Source organism: Conexibacter sp. DBS9H8 (assembly GCF_023330685.1).
GTDB lineage: Bacteria > Actinomycetota > Thermoleophilia > Solirubrobacterales > Solirubrobacteraceae > Palsa-465.
Window position 1 is genome coordinate 606,028 of the sequence record NZ_CP097128.1, and the last position, 15,455, is coordinate 621,482.

Consider the following 15,455-nt stretch of genomic DNA (forward strand, 5'->3'; position numbering starts at 1 on the left):
TCGGCTATCCTCCCCCGCTCGCGCCCCGGGCGGCCCACCCCATCCTCTTTCGCTCCGGGCGGTGATCGTGCGGCCGCTGACGTCCGCCGAGCGAGTGATCGGAACCGACATCACATGACCATCTCAGTGCTTGTTCCCCAGCCGGCCGCGTCACGGCAGGACCGGCCGTGAACCTGGCCGGCAGCACCGTCCTCGTCACCGGCGGGTCCGGGTTCATCGGTCGCCAGGTCGTCCGCTCCCTCACTGAGGCGGGCGCGCGCATTCGCGTCGTCGACCTCGTCGCCCACCCTGACCCGGGCGTCGACGTGATCATCGGTGACATCGCCGACCCGGCGACGATCGAGCGGTGCTTCGAGGACCTCACGATCGACGGGGTCGTTCACCTTGCGGCGGTGACCTCGGTGCTCAAGTCAATCGAGCAGCCTGAGCTCACCTATCAGACGAACGTCGCGGGCACCCACCGACTCCTCGAGGGAGCCCGCGAAGCCGGGGTGGGCGCGCTTGCCTTCGCCTCGACGAACGCGGTGACCGGGCCGATGACCGCCCCGAAGATCACCGAGGGCCAGCGACTCGCCCCGATGACCCCTTACGGTGCGACCAAAGCGGCCGGGGAGATGCTGATGTCGGCCTACACCGAGGTGTACGGGCTGCGCTGCACGGCGATCCGGTTGACGAACGTGTACGGGCCCGGCATGCAGGCAAAGGACAGCATCGTCGCCCGGCTGATGCGTTGCATCCGCCTGGGTCGGTCCTTTGAGATCTACGGTGACGGCAGCCAGGTTCGGGACTACGTCCACTCCCTCGACGTCGTTGCCGCGGTGACGGCCGCGCTTACCGACGAGCGCTGGTCCGGGCCGGTCGTGATCGGGTCGGGAACCTCGCTGTCGGTGCTCGATGTCGTCGCGCAGGTCAAGGCGATCACCGGGGCGGAGTTCCCCGTCGGACACGGTCCCGCCAAGGCCGGGGAGATGCCGGCGGTGATCGTCGACAACGGGCACGCCCGCGTCCTCGGCTGGACGCCACGCTATGACTTTCGGACCGGGGTCCAGGGTGTCTGGGACGAGTGGCGGGACCTCGACCTCGGCGGCGCGTGCGCACCGTGACCCCCGAACCCTTCGAGCTCGAGCGCGAGCTCGCCCGGCTCGAACCGGCCGAACGGGACGCCGCCCGCGCGTTCCTGCTTGCCCATCCGGCCGGCGCGGGTGCGCCCCTTGCCGTCGTCATCCCCGCCTTCAATGAGGAGCCGACCGTGGCTGAGGTGGTGGCCGAGGTGCCCCGGGAGGCGGCCGGGCTCGCCCTCGAGGTGATCGTCGTCGTCGACGGTGCCAGCGACGACACGGCCGGCCAGGCGCGCGGCGCCGGCGCACTCGTCTGTGACGTGCCGGTCAATCGCGGACAGGGGGCGGCGCTCCGCCTGGGCTACTGGCTCGCTCGCGCCCGGGGCGCTCAGATCATCGCGACGATCGACGCCGACGGCCAGTATGAGACCGCGGAGATCGCCGCGGTCGTCGCGCCGATCCTCGCCGGCCAGGCCGACTTCGTGTCCGGGTCACGCCGGCTCGGGACCGAGCTGACGACCGACTTCACCCGGCACCTGGGGGTGATCGTGTTCGGGGCGATCCTCACCCTGTTCACCCGCCACCGGATCACCGACCCGGCCTGCGGCCTGCGGGCGATGCGCGCGGAGGTGACCGCCGCGGTCACTCTCGAGCAGCGCCAGTATCAGGCCTCAGAGCTCCAGATCTCTGCGGCCCTCAACGGTTTCCGCCTCACCGAGGTCCCGACGACGATGCGCGACCGCGGCACCCACGCGACGGGCACGAAGAAGGGCAACAACCTCGGCTATGGGGTGCGGTTCGCCCGCGCTGCCTTCAGGACCTGGCGCCGGGACCGCCACGCCGCCCGGAACCGGCTCTCCCCGGTGAACACCCAGCGGTCGTAGATCACGAACTTCACGACGAAGAGCAGCGCTTGTACAAGCACGTAGGCGCCGGTGACGAGCAGCGACCGCAGCCCGCTGTTGGCCGCGACGTGACCCTGGACGTAATCCTGCATCAGTCCGGTTCCGAGCGAGGAGGCGGCGAGCGCGATCACCGACACGATCGTGTAGCCGACGATCTCCCGCAGCACGTCCATGTCGCCGGTCTGCTGCCAGGCCCAGCGACGGTTGAGGATCCAGTTGGGCACCGCGCCCGCTACGAACGCGGCGATCGAGTCGATCGTCGTGTTGTTCGACCCCACGAGCAACAGCAGCTCGAAGACGACCGTGCTCGTGCCGAGCGCGATCACCGAGCCGATCGAGTATTTGGCGATCTTGCCGAAGAACCGGGAGGACGTCAGTCGCTCATAGAGGGTCTCCGAGCTCACCGGCTGGTGTGGGCCTTGAGTCACTGCCCTCAGGGTATCCACCGGTGAGAACGATCGCCAGCGCCGATCTCGCGACCCTGTTGGAGGACCGGTTGCTGTGGGGTGACAACCTGCCGGCGCTGGCGGCCCTCCCGTCCGGCGGGTTCGACCTCATCTACCTCGACCCGCCGTTCAACACCGGTCATGCCCAGGCCCGCCAGAGCATCAGGGTGCGTCCGGTGGAGTCGGCGCCCGAGGCCGGCGCCGCGGCGGGGGAGCGCACCGGCTTCGGGGGCCGCCGCTACCGCTCGACGCTGTTGTCGCAGCTGAGCTACGAGGATCGCTTCAGCGACTACCTCAGCTTCCTCGAGCCGCGCCTGCGTCGCTGCCGGGAGCTGCTCGCCCCCCACGGCAGCCTGTACTTCCACATCGACTACCGCGAGGCGCACTACTGCAAGTTGCTCCTCGACGAGATCTTCGGCCGTGAGGCGTTCCTCAACGAGCTGATCTGGGCCTACGACTACGGCGCCAAGCCGCGACGGCGCTGGCCGGCCAAGCACGACACGATCCTCGTCTACGTCCGCACGCCCGGCGCGCACCACTTCGACGCCGACGCGGTCGAGCGCGAGCCCTACATGGCCCCAGGCCTCGTCACCCCGGAGAAGGCGGCGCGCGGCAAACGTCCGACCGACGTCTGGTTCCACACGATCGTCCCGACCAACGGCCGGGAGAAGACCGGCTACCCGACCCAGAAGCCCGAGGGGGTGCTGCGGCGCATCGTCGCGGCGTCCTCCTGCCCGGGCGGGTGGTGCCTGGACCCGTTCAGCGGGTCGGGCACCCTCGGAGCGGTCGCCGCCGCCCTCGGGCGCCACTTCGTCCTCATCGACGCCAACCCGGTCGCGATCGAGATCGCCGCCGCCCGTCTGGGTCTCGACCCGCAGGCGCTCGCGCCCCCGGACGGTCCGCCGTCTCAGTGTCCGTAGCGGTCCATCAGGGGCGCGACCTGGGCCTGGAGCTCCTCACCGGACAGCCCCGGCACCTCAAAGCGAGCGCTGCCCCCGGCGGTGTGGACGACGAGCCGCGGGGCGCCCTTGCGGCGGCGCCGTCCGTGTGGGACGGTCACCTCGAGAGCGGAGATGTCGGCCCACCCGAGCCGTCCGAGGATCTCTCCGCTCACCTCGAGCAGGTCGAGACCGTCGGCGGAGAGGTGCACGTCGACCTCCCCGGCGGTCGGCAGGCTCGCCACCCCTCCGAGGTGGACTGCCGCAAACGCGGCCTCGCCTCCTACCGGAACGGCCTCGTGCTCAAAGGTGTCGCCGCCCATGGGGGCGGCGACCTCATCCTCGTTCTCGGTGGTGTCCCGAGCCCACAGCACGGCCGCTGACGGGTCCTCGGCCGGCTCGGGGTCGTCCTCGGTCGTGCTGGGGGTGGACGGGCCGGTACCGGCCATGAACTCGGCGGCGAAGTCGTCGGCGCGATGGGAGAGGACCTCCTCACGCGACTCGGGCGCGCTGTCGGCGACCGGCTCGGCGGGGGCGGGGATCGCGGACGGGATGACGATCGTCGGGGATGGGGGAGTCGCTGCGGACTTCGGCGTCGAGCTCGCCTCGGCGGGTGGTCCGGCCGCCGGCATGTCGGCCGGCGTGGGCGCGGGGGCGGGCGCCGCGACGCTCGGGGCTGGCTCCGGATCGGTGGGGATCAGAGGCTCGGGACCGGCGTCGACGGCGGTCGGCTCAAGCTCGACGGAGACCACAGGCTCGGGACCGGCGGCTGCCGGGGCCGACGCAGGCTCAGCGGAGATCGTCGGCGTCGGCGTCGGCGTCGGCGTCGGCGCTGGCGTGAGTGGAGCGGGGACGGGCCGTGCGGTCACCGTCGCGTGGGCGCTGATCGGCGTTGGGATCGGGACGGCGAGGGCGGCGAGAGCCGACTCATACGACGGCGCGCCGCTCAACTGGTGGGCGCGGGTCACCGCCGGATGGGTGAGGGCGGAGCCGAGGTCGATCCCAAGGTCTCGGGCGGCGACGCCGGCGAGAGCGCGGCGCCACTGCAGCCCGTCAGCCTCCGCGGCTGAGCGCTCGACCATCGCCTCGATCCGCTCGGCATCGAAGCTGACGAGGTCGCCCTGGGTGCCGAGCGCGTGGGCGTAGGCGTTGCGGAACCGCGCGAGCAGCTCCTCCCGGCCCGCGGCCGCGTAGCTCTCTGCGAGCGTGTCGAGGTCGCGCTCGCTCATGTGCCCGCCACCTCCTCCGCCACGGCGGCGAGAAACCGGCCGGCATCGGACGACTGCACGATCCGGTGGTCGACCGCGAGGGTGAGCGTGATCTCGTGACCGGGGACCACGGCGCCGTCGCGCACGACGGGCACCGCCCGGATCGCGCCGATCCCGAGCGCCCCGGCCTGGCCGCCGACGACGAGCGGGGTACCGGCGGTGAGACCGTCGGCACCGAAGTCGGCGACGGTGAAGGTGCCCCCCGCCAGCTCCGCGGACTCGAGCCGGTCCGCGAGCGCGCGGGCCCGGTAGTCGGCCAGTTCGGCGGCGATCAGGTTCGCGGGTTTTGTCTCGCAGTTGAACAGGGTCGGCACCACGTACACCCCTTCAGCGGCGATGGTCACGCCGAGGTTCACGCGAGAGTACAGCTCCCCGCGGCCGTCGCGATAGCCGGCGTTGAGACGCGGCACCCGCGTGAGGGCGCGGGCGACCGCGGCGATCAGCAGCGCCACCGCCGGAACATCCTCCGCCGCGGCGGCTTCGACGAGTCCGTCGGCGGGCACGGTCAGGCTGTAGTCCGCGTCGGGGACCGTCGCCCGGATTTCCGCGCTGCGACGGGCGACGGTCCGCTCGAGGCGGCTCGGGGTGAGGAGGGTCGGGATCCCCCGCAGCGGAGCGGTCTCGGGGTCGACCACGGGCTCGGGCCCCGCGGGCTCGGTCCCGCTCACCCGTGGATCAGCCATCCGTCCGCGGCCCGGGCCGCCTCAGCGAGCGCCTCGGACATGGTCGGGTGTCCGTGGACGATCCGTGCCACCTCGGGGTAGCCGCCCTCGAGCGCCTTGGTGTTGACGAGCTCCTGGATCAGGTCGGTCGCCTTGGCGCCGACGATGTGGGCCCCGAGCAGCTCACCGTAGGTCCGGTCCCCGACGATCTTCACCTGGCCGGTGCGGTCGCCGTAGACGGTGCCGGCACCGACCGCCCCGTAGGGGACCTTGCCGACGACGACGTCATGGCCCTGCTCCCGGGCCTGTGCCTCGGTGAGGCCGAAGCTGGCGACGTTCGGTGTGCAGAAGGTCGCCCGCGGAACGTCCTGGTAGCTGATCGGGTGCGTCGCCAGCCCGGCGGCGTCCTCGATCGCGATGATCCCCTCGTCTGAGGCCTTGTGAGCGAGCGCCGGGCCGGGAACGATGTCCCCGATCGCGTAGATCCCGGGCACGCTCGTCTTCATCGTCGCGTCGACGCGGATCAGACCACGATCGTCGAGGGCGATCCCGGCGGCCTCGAGCCCGAGGGCGTCGACGTCCGGGCCCCGCCCGGCGGCGATCACGACCCAGTCGGCCTCCCCGGTCGCCTCCCCGTAGCGGAAGCTCACGGAGGTCTCCCCCGATGCGACGTCAGCGACGAGCACGCCGGTGTGAACGTCGATCCCCTGCTTCTTGAAGCCGCGCTCGGCGATCCGCGAGATGTCTGCGTCCTCGGTCGGCAGGACCCGGTCGAGGGCCTCGAACAGCTGCACCTCGGAGCCGAGCCGGGCGTAGGCGGAGGCGATCTCCGACCCGGAGGCCCCCGAGCCGATCACCGCCAGGCGGCGCGGCAACTCTGGCAGCGCCCACGCCTCCTCGGTTCCGATCACGCGGCCGCCGAACGACGTTCCCGGGATCGGGCGCTTGACCGATCCGGTCGCGAGGATGACCACGCGCGCGGCGTACTCATGACCACCGACGGTGACCGCCGGGCCAGGGGCGAGGGCGGCGACACCCTCGATCACGTCGACGGCGTTCTTCTTCAGCAGGCTTGAGACGCCGCCGGTGAGGGTGGAGACGACGCGGTTGCGTCGCTCGATCACCGCGGAGAAGTCGATCGTCGGCGCGGAGGTGGTGATCCCGTAATCGGCGGCCTCGGCGATCTCCGCGGCGACGTCAGCGACCCGCAGGACCGCCTTGGCCGGAATACATGCGTAGTTGAGACAGCGTCCGCCGATCTTGTCCTTCTCGACCACGGCCGTTCGGAATCCCAGCTGGGCGGCCCTGATCGCGGTGACGTAACCGCCCGGGCCAGAGCCGATCACGATGCAGTCGTATGTGGAGTCAGACACGGGACCAGCCTATAAGACGGCCGCCTACGGCGTCTGAGGCGGGCGGCCGTTGACGGTCGCCCGCCCCTCTCCGCCGGGTCAGCCCTTGGCCGAGGGGGACGGTCGCTGTGGCATCTGGATCCGCCCGAGGACCCCGACCAGCTTCCAGAACAGGGTTCCGCCGAGGGTGATCAGCACCAGCGGGACGATCAGACCGAGCAGATTGGAGAAGCGCAGCAGGAGGGCGGAGAGGATGACGAGGGCGATCGCGAGCAGGCACATGAACGCGAGCACCGCCTGGAACCAGTGCTTCCACATCCCGACCGCGCAGGCGAACATCACCACGACGTAGAGGATCCAGCTCGCCGACGGCGAGCGGTGGTCGACCTTGACCCCGGCGACCATCAGCACGAGGGTGCCAAGGGAGAAGACGAGCGCGAGGCCGATCGCGATCCGCAGCGGCCAGGGCTGCTCGCCCCTGCCGAGCGGGACGATCCGCGCCCGCGCCTCGGCGTTGCGCGCCTCCGCGCGGGCGGCATAGCGCGCGACCCAGTCCCCGTCCGCGGGCACGGGGGGGATCGGGGACCCCACCGGCACGGGGGGGCGGGATGGGTGTCCTGGCGCGGTGGGGGGTGCCGGGCGCGCCGGCGCGGGCGTGGATGGCATGCGGGGGCCGGGCCCCCCGGGCGGGGCCGGGATCGCCGTCGGGTTCGCGGATCGGGAGGCGGTTGGGGCGCCCGCCCGGCGCCCGCCGGGCCTGCGCTTACGCTGGCTCATCCCCGGCCTCCAGTGCGGCTCTCAGCGCGGCTGCAGCCGCCGTCGGGTCGGACGCGTCGGTGATCGCCCGCACCACCGCGACCGCGTGTGCCCCCGCGGCCCGCGCGGCGATGACCGTCGAGGTGTCGATTCCGCCGATGGCGAAGAACGGGGTCACCGCCCGTGACGCGGCATAGCGAATGAGCGCCTCTCCGACGGCCGGGCGCCCCGGCTTGGTCGGGGTTGCGTGGATCGGGCCGACGGCGAAGTAGTCGATCGCCAGCGCCTCCGCGGCGTCGACCTGGGCCGGGGTGTGCGTCGACAGCCCGATGATCGCGTCGGGACCGAGCAGGGCCCGGGCCTCGGCGACGGGCATGTCCTCCTGGCCGAGATGGACCCCGTCGGCCCCGGCGGCGCGGGCGAGATCGGGACGGTCGTTGAGCAGAAACGGAACTCGATACCGGCGACAGACCGCCTGGACCCGGGCGGCCTGGGCGAGGATCGCGTCGTCATCGGCGTCCTTGAGCCGTAGCTGCACGATGTCGACGCCACCGGCGAGGGCGGCGGTGAGGCGGTCGTCGGAGATCGCGCCGGTGACGAGGTAGAGGCGGGCGCGCAGAGGCACCTGACCAGTGTGCCACTCCCTCCCGGCCGGTGGGCGGCACCGTCGGCCCGGAGGGATCACTAGCCTTGCCGGAAGCTGGCGATGAGTGAGACGAGCCCACATGATGTCCTGATCGTCGGCGGCGGAGTCATCGGCCTCGCCGTCGGTTGGCGCCTGCGCCAGCGCGGACTCAGCGTCTGCGTGCTCGAGCGGGACGCCGCGCCGGCGCGGCAGACCTCACGGGTCGCCGCCGGCATGATCGCCCCGGTCAGTGAGGCCTCCCCGACTGAACCGGCGCTCCTCACGCTCGGCCTCGCGAGCGCGGACATGTATCCGGCGTTCACCGGGGAGCTCGAGTCCGAGACGGGCCTCAGCGTCGGCTTCCGGCGCTGCGGATCCCTGTTCCTCGCTCGCGACGGGGATGAGGCGGCGGTGCTTGACCGGGACCTCGCCTTCCGTGAGCGGCTCGGCCGTCCCGTCACCCGGCTGCTCCCCTCCGAGGCGCGCCGGCTCGAGCCGGCGCTCGCCCCGACCCTCCGTCTCGCCCTCGACATTCCCGACGATCACGCGGTGGACCCCCGCGCCCTCACCGTTGCTCTCACGCGCGCCTTCACCCGAGCCGGCGGCGAGCTGCGGACCGCCGTGGAGGTCGCCGCCCTCAGCGTCTCCCATGAGACCGTCCACGGTGTCCGCCTCGACACCGGCGAGAGCCTCGCCGCCGGCCAGGTCGTCGTCGCCGCCGGGCCGTGGTCGGGCCAGATCGCCGGCCTGCCCCCCACCGCTCGTGTCGCCCTGCGGCCGGTCAAGGGCCAGATCGTCACGCTCAGTGACCCGGCCGGGCCCGGGCTGATCGATCGGGTCCTGCGGATGCAGCCGGGCTACCTCGTCCCCCGGGGGGACGGCCGCTACATCCTCGGAGCCAGCGTCGAGGAACGCGGGTTCGATACGTCGATCACCGCCGGAGCGATCTTCGCTCTGCTGTCGGATGCGATCGAGCTCGTGCCCGGTGCGGCAGAGTGGCGGATCGACGAGCTCAACGCCGGGATCCGGCCGGGAACGGCCGACAACCTGCCGATCATCGGTCCCTCTCCGGTGCTCGACCGGCTGCTCTGGGCGACCGGCCACCACCGCCACGGCGTGCTGCTCACTCCGCTGACGGCGGCGATCGTCGTTGCAGCGATCCTCGGCGAGACCCCGCCCGAGGGGGCCGAGGCTGCGACGCCCGGGCGCGCGAGCGTCAGCGCAGCCGCGCCCGCCGGCGGGGCCGCCGAAGCGGCGGAGACCGCCGCGGCCCTCGCCGCAGGGCCGGGAGTCGAGGGCTGATGGAGATCATCCTCAACGGCGAGCCGCGGGACCTTCCGGTCGGGACGACCGTCGCCGGTCTGATCGGCACCCTCGGAGTCCGCGCCGATGGTCGCGGGGTCGCCGTCGCCGTCGACGGCGTGGTCGTGCCCCGCGCCGTCTGGGGGGAGACACCGCTCGCCCCAGACGCATGCGTCGAGGTCCTCGTCGCCGTGCAGGGAGGCTGACGTGCCCGCGCCTGCGCCCCTCCGCATCGCCGGCCGGACCTTCGGATCCCGGCTCATCCTCGGGAGCGGCGGCTTTGACAACCATGAGGTGATGGCCGAGGCGCTCACCGCCGCCGGGACCGAGCTGTGCACGGTCGCTCTGCGCCGGCTCGATCCCGCCGCGCACGGGTCGATCCTCGATGTCCTCGAGCGCTGCGGCGTCGACGTGCTCCCCAACACCGCCGGCTGTTTCACGGCACAGGACGCGCTCAGCACCGCCCGCCTCGCCCGGGAGGCGCTCGGAACCGACTGGATCAAGCTCGAGGTGATCGGGGACGAGCACACGCTGATGCCCGACGCCGTCGAACTGCTCGCCGCCGCCGAGACGCTCGTCGCCGACGGGTTCACCGTCCTCCCCTACACGAGCGACGACCCTGTCCTCGCCCGGCGTCTCGCGGATGTCGGCTGTGCCGCGGTGATGCCGCTCGGCGCCCCGATCGGCAGCGGGATGGGGATCACCAACCCGTACAACCTCGCCCTGATCATCGACCAGGCCGAGGTTCCGGTGATCCTCGACGCCGGGGTCGGCACCGCCTCGGATGCGACCCTCGCCCTCGAGCTCGGCTGTGACGCGGTCCTCTGTGCCTCGGCGATCTCCCGGGCCCACGACCCGGTGGCGATGGCCGCGGCGATCCGACTCGGGGTGGAGGCGGGCGCCCTCGCCCGCTCCGCCGGGCGGATCCCCCAGCGCCGATACGCCCGGGCTTCGAGCCCGCGCGCCGGCCTCGCCGACCTGCGCTCGCCGGCCGCGAGGGCGCGCGGGTGAGCGACACGGAGATGGAACCGCGCCGGCTCAGCGTCGATCAGCTGATCGACGCCTGGGAGGAGGCGTGGTCGGCCCGGGACCCGGCGGCGTTCGTCGCGATCTGCACCGCGAACGTCAGCTACGAGGATCCGCTCGTGATCGCCCCGCTCACCGGGCCGGCCGCCCTCGGCGGCCACGCCCAGCGGCTGTGGACGGCGTTCCCGGACGCCCGCCTCGAACGCTCGGGCGCCCGCCTGTCGGCGGAGCGGTTCATCGCCGCCCCCGCCCGGCTGCTGGCGACGAACACCGGTCCGCTCGAGGCGCTCCCGGCGACCCAGAAGTTCCTGGCCGTACCGATGGTCTTCTACTGCCAGACCGAACGGGGACGGCTGCTGCGCGTCCGCGCCTTCTTCGACCTCTACGACGCGGCGACCCAGCTGGGTGTCCTCCCCTCCCGGGGGACGCTGTCTGAGCGGGCGCTGCTGATGCTGCGCGGCTTCGGGCTCCGTGCCGGCCGCTGAGGCCGACCTCACGCCGGCGGGCCGCTGATCAGCCGTTCCAGCAGCGCCTTCTGGGCGTGGCGGCGGTTCTCGGCCTGATTCCAGATCCGCTGGCGCTCGCCGTAGAGCACCTCCTCGGTGATCTCCTCGCCGGGGTGAGCGGGCAGGCAGTGCAGCGCGATCGCGCCGGGGGCCGCGGCGGCGAGCAGCCGGCCGTCGAGGCGGTAAGGGGCGAGCGCCTCCCGCCGGGCCGCGGCGGTCTCGGGAGCGTCGTTCATCGACACCCACACGTCCGTGTAGACGGCGTTGGCCCCGGCGACGGCCTCATAGGGATCGTCGGTGAGGATCGCCCCGGCGACGGGGTCGAGCTGATGGCCGGGCGGCGCGGCGACGGCGACGGTCACCCCGACCCGGGCACCGACGATCGCCAGTGACCGGGCGACGTTGTTGCCGTCCCCGACGTAGGCGAGCTTGAGCCCGTCGAGGTGTCCGAACTCCTCATCGAGAGTGAGCAGGTCCGCGAGCGCCTGACAGGGGTGGTGGTCGCGGGTGAGCAGGTTGATCACCGGGACGCTCGCGTGGGCGGCGAGCTCCTCCACGGTCTCGTCCGGGCCGGTCCGGATTCCGATCGCCGCGACGTGGCGGGAGAGGACGAGCGCGGTGTCGCGGAGTGATTCGCCCCGTGACAGCTGCATCTCCTCCCCGCGGAGGATCACCGGATGGCCGCCGAGCTCGCTGACGCCAACCTCAAAGCTCACCCGCGTCCGCGTCGACGGCCGCTCGAAGATGAGCGCGACGCTCGCGCCCGCCAGGGCCCGCGAGTGCAGCGGCGCCGCCTTCAGCTCCCGGGCCCGGCGCAGCAGCGCGGCGGTCTCGGTGCCCGTCAGCTCCGCCCCGGTCAGGTAGTGGGTGAGACGCACCGGGCCAGAGTACCGGCTCGACAGCTCTACCCTGCCTCGCATGGAACCGCCACGCAGTGCCACTCGACCCCAGCGCGGCGAGCGTCTCGAGCTGCGCATCGACTCACTCGCCCACGGTGGCGCCGGGGTCGCCCGCAGCGACGGGTACGTGCTGTTCGTCGCCGGTGGTCTGCCCGGCGACCGCGTGCTCGCGGAGGTGACGAAGGCCAAACGGGCCTACGCGGAGGCGCGGGCCGTCGAGGTGCTCGAGCCCAGCCCGGACCGGGTCGCCCCCGTGGCCGACCACCCCGGGGCGCCCTGGCAGGTCCTCCCCTACGAGCGTCAGCTGGCGATCAAACAGGAACAGGTGGAGGACGCGCTGCGCCGGATCGGCCGCCTCGACGGGTTCGTGATCGAGCCGATCGTGCCCGCGCTCGAGCCCTGGCGCTACCGCAACAAGCTCGAGTACTCCTTCGGCGATGACCCGACCGGCGCCCCGGGCGACGGTCCTGGGCGCCTCATCTGCGGCTTCCACGCCCCCGGACGATGGGAGGAGATCGTCGAGGTGCGTGACTGCCTGCTCGCCTCTGAGGCCTCCAACCGGGCTCGGGAGGAGGTCGTCGACTTCTGTCGCGCCCGCGGCCTGGCCGCCTATGACCGCCGCCGCGGCACCGGCTTCCTGCGCAACCTCGTCATCCGGGAGGGGCGCCGAAGCGGACAGTTGCAGGTGCGGCTCGTCACCGGCCCGACGACTCCGGGACAGCTCGACCGGGCCGAGCTGTGTGCGGCGACCCCGTCCGCGGACACGCTCCTGTGGACCCGTACGGAGGCGCTCGCCGAAACGACCCAGGGCGGGATCACCGACCTGCTCAAGGGTTCGCCCAAGCTCCCCGAAGCACTCGGCGGCCTCGAGCTGGCGATCTCCCCGGAGGCGTTCTTTCAGACGAACACCGAGATGGCCGAGCGCCTCTACGGACTCGCGATCGAGTACGCCCAGCTGACCGGCTTTGAGCGGGTCTATGACCTCTACTGCGGGATCGGCACGATTGGGCTGATGATGGCCCCACGGGCGGCCGAGGTCTGGGGCCTGGAGATCATCCCCGCCGCGGTGGAAGACGCCGCCGCGGCGGCGCTCGCCAATGAGATCGACAACGCCCGCTTCAGCGCCGGGGACGTGCGCCTCGTCCTCCGCGACCTCAACGAGCGGGCCGGCCGTCCTGACGTACTCGTCGTCGACCCACCGCGCGCGGGGCTGTCCCCCAAGATCGTCCGCCGGATCATCGAGACCGCCCCGCGGCGCATCGTCTACGTCTCCTGCAACCCGACGACGCTCGCCCCGAATGCTGCTCAGCTCGTGGAGGCCGGCTACACCCTGACCAAGGTCCGTCCCGTCGACATGTTCCCCCAGACCCCGCACGTCGAGTGCGTGGCCCAGCTCGAACGCCGCGGCTGAGCCCCAGCTCGAGCACACTCACGCGATGCGTGCCGTCACTCTCCATCCCGACCACTCGATCACCGTCAGCGAGCATCCCGACCCTCGGCCCGGGGCCGGTGAGATCCTCGTGCAGGTGCGGGCCGCCGGGCTCAACGGGGCGGACATGGCCCAGCGCCAGGGCCGCTACCCTGCCCCGCCCGGCTTTCCGCCGGACATTCCCGGGCTCGAGTTCTCCGGTGAGGTGCTCGAGTGCGGGCCGGGCGCCGCGCGCTTCGGGCCCGGCGACCGGGTCTGTGCGATCACGGGAGGCGGGGCCCAGGCCGAGCTCGTGACGATCCATGAGCGGCTCGTGATGCCCGTCCCCGGCCAACTCGCCTGGGTCGCCGCCGGCGGCGCCCCGGAGGCCTACAGCACCGCCTATGACGCGCTCTGCGGTCAGGCGGGGCTCCAGGCCGGGGAGCGGGTGCTCATCCACGGCGCCGCCGGCGGCGTCGGCACCGCGGCGGTCCAGCTCGCCGCCGCCTTCCGGGCCGAGGTGCACGCCACGGTCCGCAACCCCGACCACCGGGACGCGGTCGCCAAGCTCGGGGCGACCGTCCACGCCCCCGACGACTTCTCCGCGCACGGTCCCTTCGACGTCATCCTCGAGCTCGTCGGCGCTCCGAATCTGCCCGCCGACGTCGCTTCCCTCGCCCCGTGGGGCCGGATCGTCGTGATCGGGATCGGCGCCGGGGCGGAGGCGACTCTCAACCTCGGCGTGCTGATGTACCGGCGCGGGCGGATCCTCGCGAGCACGTTGCGCGCCCGCCCGCTCGAGGAGAAAGCCCTCCTCGCCCGCGCCCTCGAGCGCAGCGTGATGCCGCTCCTCGGCGACGGGGTCCTCACGGTCCCCGTCGCCGCCACCTACCCGCTCGACCGGGTCGCAGACGCCTACGACCGTTTCAGCGCGGGCGGGAAGCTCGGCAAGGTCGTCCTGCTTCCCGCCGGCGATCAGCCCCGCTGACGGCGTCGGCCGACGGCCCGGGTGGCCGGCGCGGGGATCGCCTACGGGATCAGGTCGACCCGGTTGGGGAAGGTTCCGGCGAGGGCGCGATCGAAGGTCGCCAGTCGCGCGTCATGGGCGGCGGCCAGTGATGTGAGGTAGGCGTCGGTGACCTGGCGGTGGCCCAGGACATGGCCGAGATCGGCGGAGGTGTGGGAGATCGAGTCAGGCCAGAACGCGCAGCGGGGCGAGGCGTACAGCTCCCTGAGGACGGCCGTCGCGGTGGCGTGGCTCTCGCCGACGCGGATGAGGAACCGGATCAGGGCGCCCTCGACGATCGGACACAGAGCGACGCGATCGACGGTCGCCATCCAGGCCCCCGCCCGCTCGTGGTGCTCGTGGTCGGCGAGCACCAGTGCGATCAGCGCGTTGGCGTCGAGCAGGTGGCTCGCGCTCACGGCTCATCGAGCGCGTCAGCGACGTCGGCCGCGCTCACGCGGTGGCCGAGCCGAAGGAGGGGCAAGCCGCTGTCGGGGTCCGTCGTGATCCGGGGCGGCTCGCCAAGGGCGGCGAGGCCCCGCACGGTGAGATCGGCGAGGACGGTCGAGAGTGACTGGTGTCGCTGCTGTGCGAGCTCGAGTGCCCGCCGGTGAACGGCGGGCGGAAGGTCGACGGTCGTGCGCACATCCGCATCATACCTACATCAGGACTGATGCAGAACGTCAGTACGGGGGCAGTTCCTCCCACCACTGCCCGAGCACCCGGAACGCGTTCCAGAAGCGCCGCTTGGCTCCCTCCTCGTCGAGTGAGTCGTCGATGTTGGGGACATACAGCGCGTCGATCGCGGGCGTGAGCCGCTGGATCGTCCCGACGGTGTCGGTGAGGTCGTGCCGGGCAGGAAGGTCGAGGTCGTTGAGCACGGCGAGAGCCTCAGGCCCCATCACGACGACGATCCGCGGGGCGACGATCGTCAACTCCTCGACGAGCCGGTGCACGCAGGCGGGGTCGGCCATCACCGGGTCGAGCACGGGGCACTTGACGCACACGGTCCCGTACACGGCGAGCGGGTCGATGTCGAGCCGCTTGAGCGATTTCATCAACGCGGTGCCGCTGCGACCGTAGAAGGCGACGCCCTCCTCGATCTCACTCGGCCGCGGGGCATGCTTGACCATGAGGATGTCCGCCTGGGGGTGACCGGAGCCGAGCACCGGAAGGAGCTGGCCGCGGGGGCACTCCCGGCACTCCTGTAACTCCTGAGTGAGGCGGTTGAGCTCACGGATCGCCCGCTCCAGGTACTTCTCACGGATCTCATCGTCGGTCGCCGGCACTGGGGCGGG

19 protein-coding genes are annotated in these 15,455 nt (G+C 72.3%); 9 read left to right on the forward strand and 10 right to left on the reverse strand.

Annotated features, from left to right (window positions below; all coding sequences use genetic code 11):
* Positions 1-167 precede the first annotated feature (167 nt).
* On the forward strand, positions 168-1,103 hold the full coding sequence (locus tag M3M55_RS02915) for an NAD(P)-dependent oxidoreductase (protein WP_249011326.1): 936 nt from the start codon (positions 168-170) through the stop codon (positions 1,101-1,103).
* Positions 1,091-1,942, forward strand: a complete 852-nt coding sequence (locus tag M3M55_RS02920) for a glycosyltransferase family 2 protein (RefSeq protein ID WP_249011327.1) — start codon at positions 1,091-1,093, stop codon at positions 1,940-1,942. The genes M3M55_RS02915 and M3M55_RS02920 overlap by 13 nt, the downstream gene beginning before the upstream one ends.
* Here M3M55_RS02920 and M3M55_RS02925 read toward each other — a convergent pair.
* Positions 1,843-2,367 (reverse strand): GtrA family protein, encoded by a 525-nt coding sequence (locus M3M55_RS02925; RefSeq protein ID WP_249011328.1) that lies wholly within the window; start codon positions 2,365-2,367, stop codon positions 1,843-1,845. The two genes, M3M55_RS02920 and M3M55_RS02925, sit on opposite strands and share 100 nt — an antisense overlap.
* Positions 2,368-2,411: 44 nt before the next feature.
* Between M3M55_RS02925 and M3M55_RS02930 the strand changes: the two genes are divergently transcribed.
* Complete coding sequence (locus M3M55_RS02930; RefSeq protein WP_249011329.1) at positions 2,412-3,329, forward strand: site-specific DNA-methyltransferase; 918 nt, start codon at positions 2,412-2,414, stop codon at positions 3,327-3,329.
* On the opposite strand, the gene M3M55_RS02935 is transcribed toward M3M55_RS02930, so the two are convergent.
* The 5 genes from M3M55_RS02935 to thiE form a co-directional block, all read right to left on the reverse strand.
* A complete protein-coding gene (locus M3M55_RS02935; RefSeq protein WP_249011330.1) occupies positions 3,317-4,576 on the reverse strand; it encodes a hypothetical protein in 1,260 nt (419 codons plus the stop codon). The two genes, M3M55_RS02930 and M3M55_RS02935, sit on opposite strands and share 13 nt — an antisense overlap.
* Positions 4,573-5,283: a 2-oxo acid dehydrogenase subunit E2 gene (locus M3M55_RS02940; RefSeq protein ID WP_249011331.1), complete on the reverse strand. Its 711-nt coding sequence runs from the start codon at positions 5,281-5,283 to the stop codon at positions 4,573-4,575. The genes M3M55_RS02935 and M3M55_RS02940 overlap by 4 nt, the downstream gene beginning before the upstream one ends.
* Positions 5,280-6,650: a dihydrolipoyl dehydrogenase gene (gene lpdA, locus M3M55_RS02945; protein ID WP_249011332.1), complete on the reverse strand. Its 1,371-nt coding sequence runs from the start codon at positions 6,648-6,650 to the stop codon at positions 5,280-5,282. Before lpdA ends, M3M55_RS02940 begins: the two co-directional genes overlap by 4 nt.
* Positions 6,651-6,728: 78 nt before the next feature.
* Positions 6,729-7,220: a hypothetical protein gene (locus tag M3M55_RS02950; RefSeq protein ID WP_249011333.1), complete on the reverse strand. Its 492-nt coding sequence runs from the start codon at positions 7,218-7,220 to the stop codon at positions 6,729-6,731.
* Between the two features lie 172 nt (positions 7,221-7,392).
* Positions 7,393-8,010, reverse strand: coding sequence for a thiamine phosphate synthase (gene thiE / locus M3M55_RS02955; RefSeq protein WP_249011334.1), 618 nt, complete (start codon positions 8,008-8,010; stop codon positions 7,393-7,395).
* Between the two features lie 81 nt (positions 8,011-8,091).
* On the opposite strand from thiE, the gene thiO reads away from it, so the two are divergent.
* The 4 genes from thiO to M3M55_RS02975 are packed head-to-tail and all read left to right on the forward strand — an operon-like array spanning position 8,092 to position 10,823.
* The gene (thiO, locus tag M3M55_RS02960; RefSeq protein WP_249011335.1) at positions 8,092-9,312 is read left to right on the forward strand and encodes a glycine oxidase ThiO; all 1,221 of its coding nucleotides are present in this window, start codon (positions 8,092-8,094) and stop codon (positions 9,310-9,312) included.
* Complete coding sequence (gene thiS / locus M3M55_RS02965) at positions 9,312-9,518, forward strand: sulfur carrier protein ThiS (RefSeq protein WP_249011336.1); 207 nt, start codon at positions 9,312-9,314, stop codon at positions 9,516-9,518. The genes thiO and thiS overlap by 1 nt, the downstream gene beginning before the upstream one ends.
* Position 9,519: 1 nt before the next feature.
* Complete coding sequence (locus M3M55_RS02970) at positions 9,520-10,323, forward strand: thiazole synthase (RefSeq protein ID WP_249011337.1); 804 nt, start codon at positions 9,520-9,522, stop codon at positions 10,321-10,323.
* Entirely contained in the window at positions 10,320-10,823 is a 504-nt protein-coding gene (locus M3M55_RS02975; RefSeq protein ID WP_249011338.1) for an ester cyclase, read from the forward strand. Before M3M55_RS02970 ends, M3M55_RS02975 begins: the two co-directional genes overlap by 4 nt.
* A gap of 8 nt (positions 10,824-10,831) precedes the next feature.
* Here M3M55_RS02975 and argF read toward each other — a convergent pair whose 3' ends face one another.
* A complete protein-coding gene (gene argF, locus M3M55_RS02980) occupies positions 10,832-11,722 on the reverse strand; it encodes an ornithine carbamoyltransferase (RefSeq protein ID WP_249011339.1) in 891 nt (296 codons plus the stop codon).
* Between the two features lie 40 nt (positions 11,723-11,762).
* On the opposite strand from argF, the gene rlmD reads away from it, so the two are divergent.
* Entirely contained in the window at positions 11,763-13,154 is a 1,392-nt protein-coding gene (rlmD, locus tag M3M55_RS02985) for a 23S rRNA (uracil(1939)-C(5))-methyltransferase RlmD (RefSeq protein ID WP_249011340.1), read from the forward strand.
* A gap of 25 nt (positions 13,155-13,179) precedes the next feature.
* Entirely contained in the window at positions 13,180-14,139 is a 960-nt protein-coding gene (locus M3M55_RS02990) for a zinc-binding dehydrogenase (protein WP_249011341.1), read from the forward strand.
* A 41-nt stretch (positions 14,140-14,180) separates the two neighbouring features.
* Here the strand turns inward: M3M55_RS02990 and M3M55_RS02995 are convergent, their stop codons facing one another.
* Genes M3M55_RS02995 through M3M55_RS03005 form a run of 3 tightly spaced genes read right to left on the reverse strand, consistent with a single transcriptional unit; the run spans position 14,181 to position 15,446 of the window.
* Positions 14,181-14,576: a TA system VapC family ribonuclease toxin gene (locus M3M55_RS02995; RefSeq protein ID WP_249011342.1), complete on the reverse strand. Its 396-nt coding sequence runs from the start codon at positions 14,574-14,576 to the stop codon at positions 14,181-14,183.
* The gene (locus tag M3M55_RS03000; RefSeq protein ID WP_249011343.1) at positions 14,573-14,803 is read right to left on the reverse strand and encodes a hypothetical protein; all 231 of its coding nucleotides are present in this window, start codon (positions 14,801-14,803) and stop codon (positions 14,573-14,575) included. The genes M3M55_RS02995 and M3M55_RS03000 overlap by 4 nt, the downstream gene beginning before the upstream one ends.
* 37 nt (positions 14,804-14,840) lie before the next feature.
* Complete coding sequence (locus M3M55_RS03005; protein ID WP_249011344.1) at positions 14,841-15,446, reverse strand: uracil-DNA glycosylase family protein; 606 nt, start codon at positions 15,444-15,446, stop codon at positions 14,841-14,843.
* Between the last annotated feature and the right edge of the window lie 9 nt (positions 15,447-15,455).

Coding starts and splice junctions, on each gene's coding strand:
- M3M55_RS02935 (WP_249011330.1), bottom strand. CDS start 4,576: ATGAGCGAGCGCGACCTCGACACGCTCGCAGAGAGCTACGCGGCCGCG.
- thiO (WP_249011335.1), top strand. CDS start 8,092: ATGAGTGAGACGAGCCCACATGATGTCCTGATCGTCGGCGGCGGAGTC.
- thiS (WP_249011336.1), top strand. CDS start 9,312: ATGGAGATCATCCTCAACGGCGAGCCGCGGGACCTTCCGGTCGGGACG.
- rlmD (WP_249011340.1), top strand. CDS start 11,763: ATGGAACCGCCACGCAGTGCCACTCGACCCCAGCGCGGCGAGCGTCTC.
- M3M55_RS02990 (WP_249011341.1), top strand. CDS start 13,180: ATGCGTGCCGTCACTCTCCATCCCGACCACTCGATCACCGTCAGCGAG.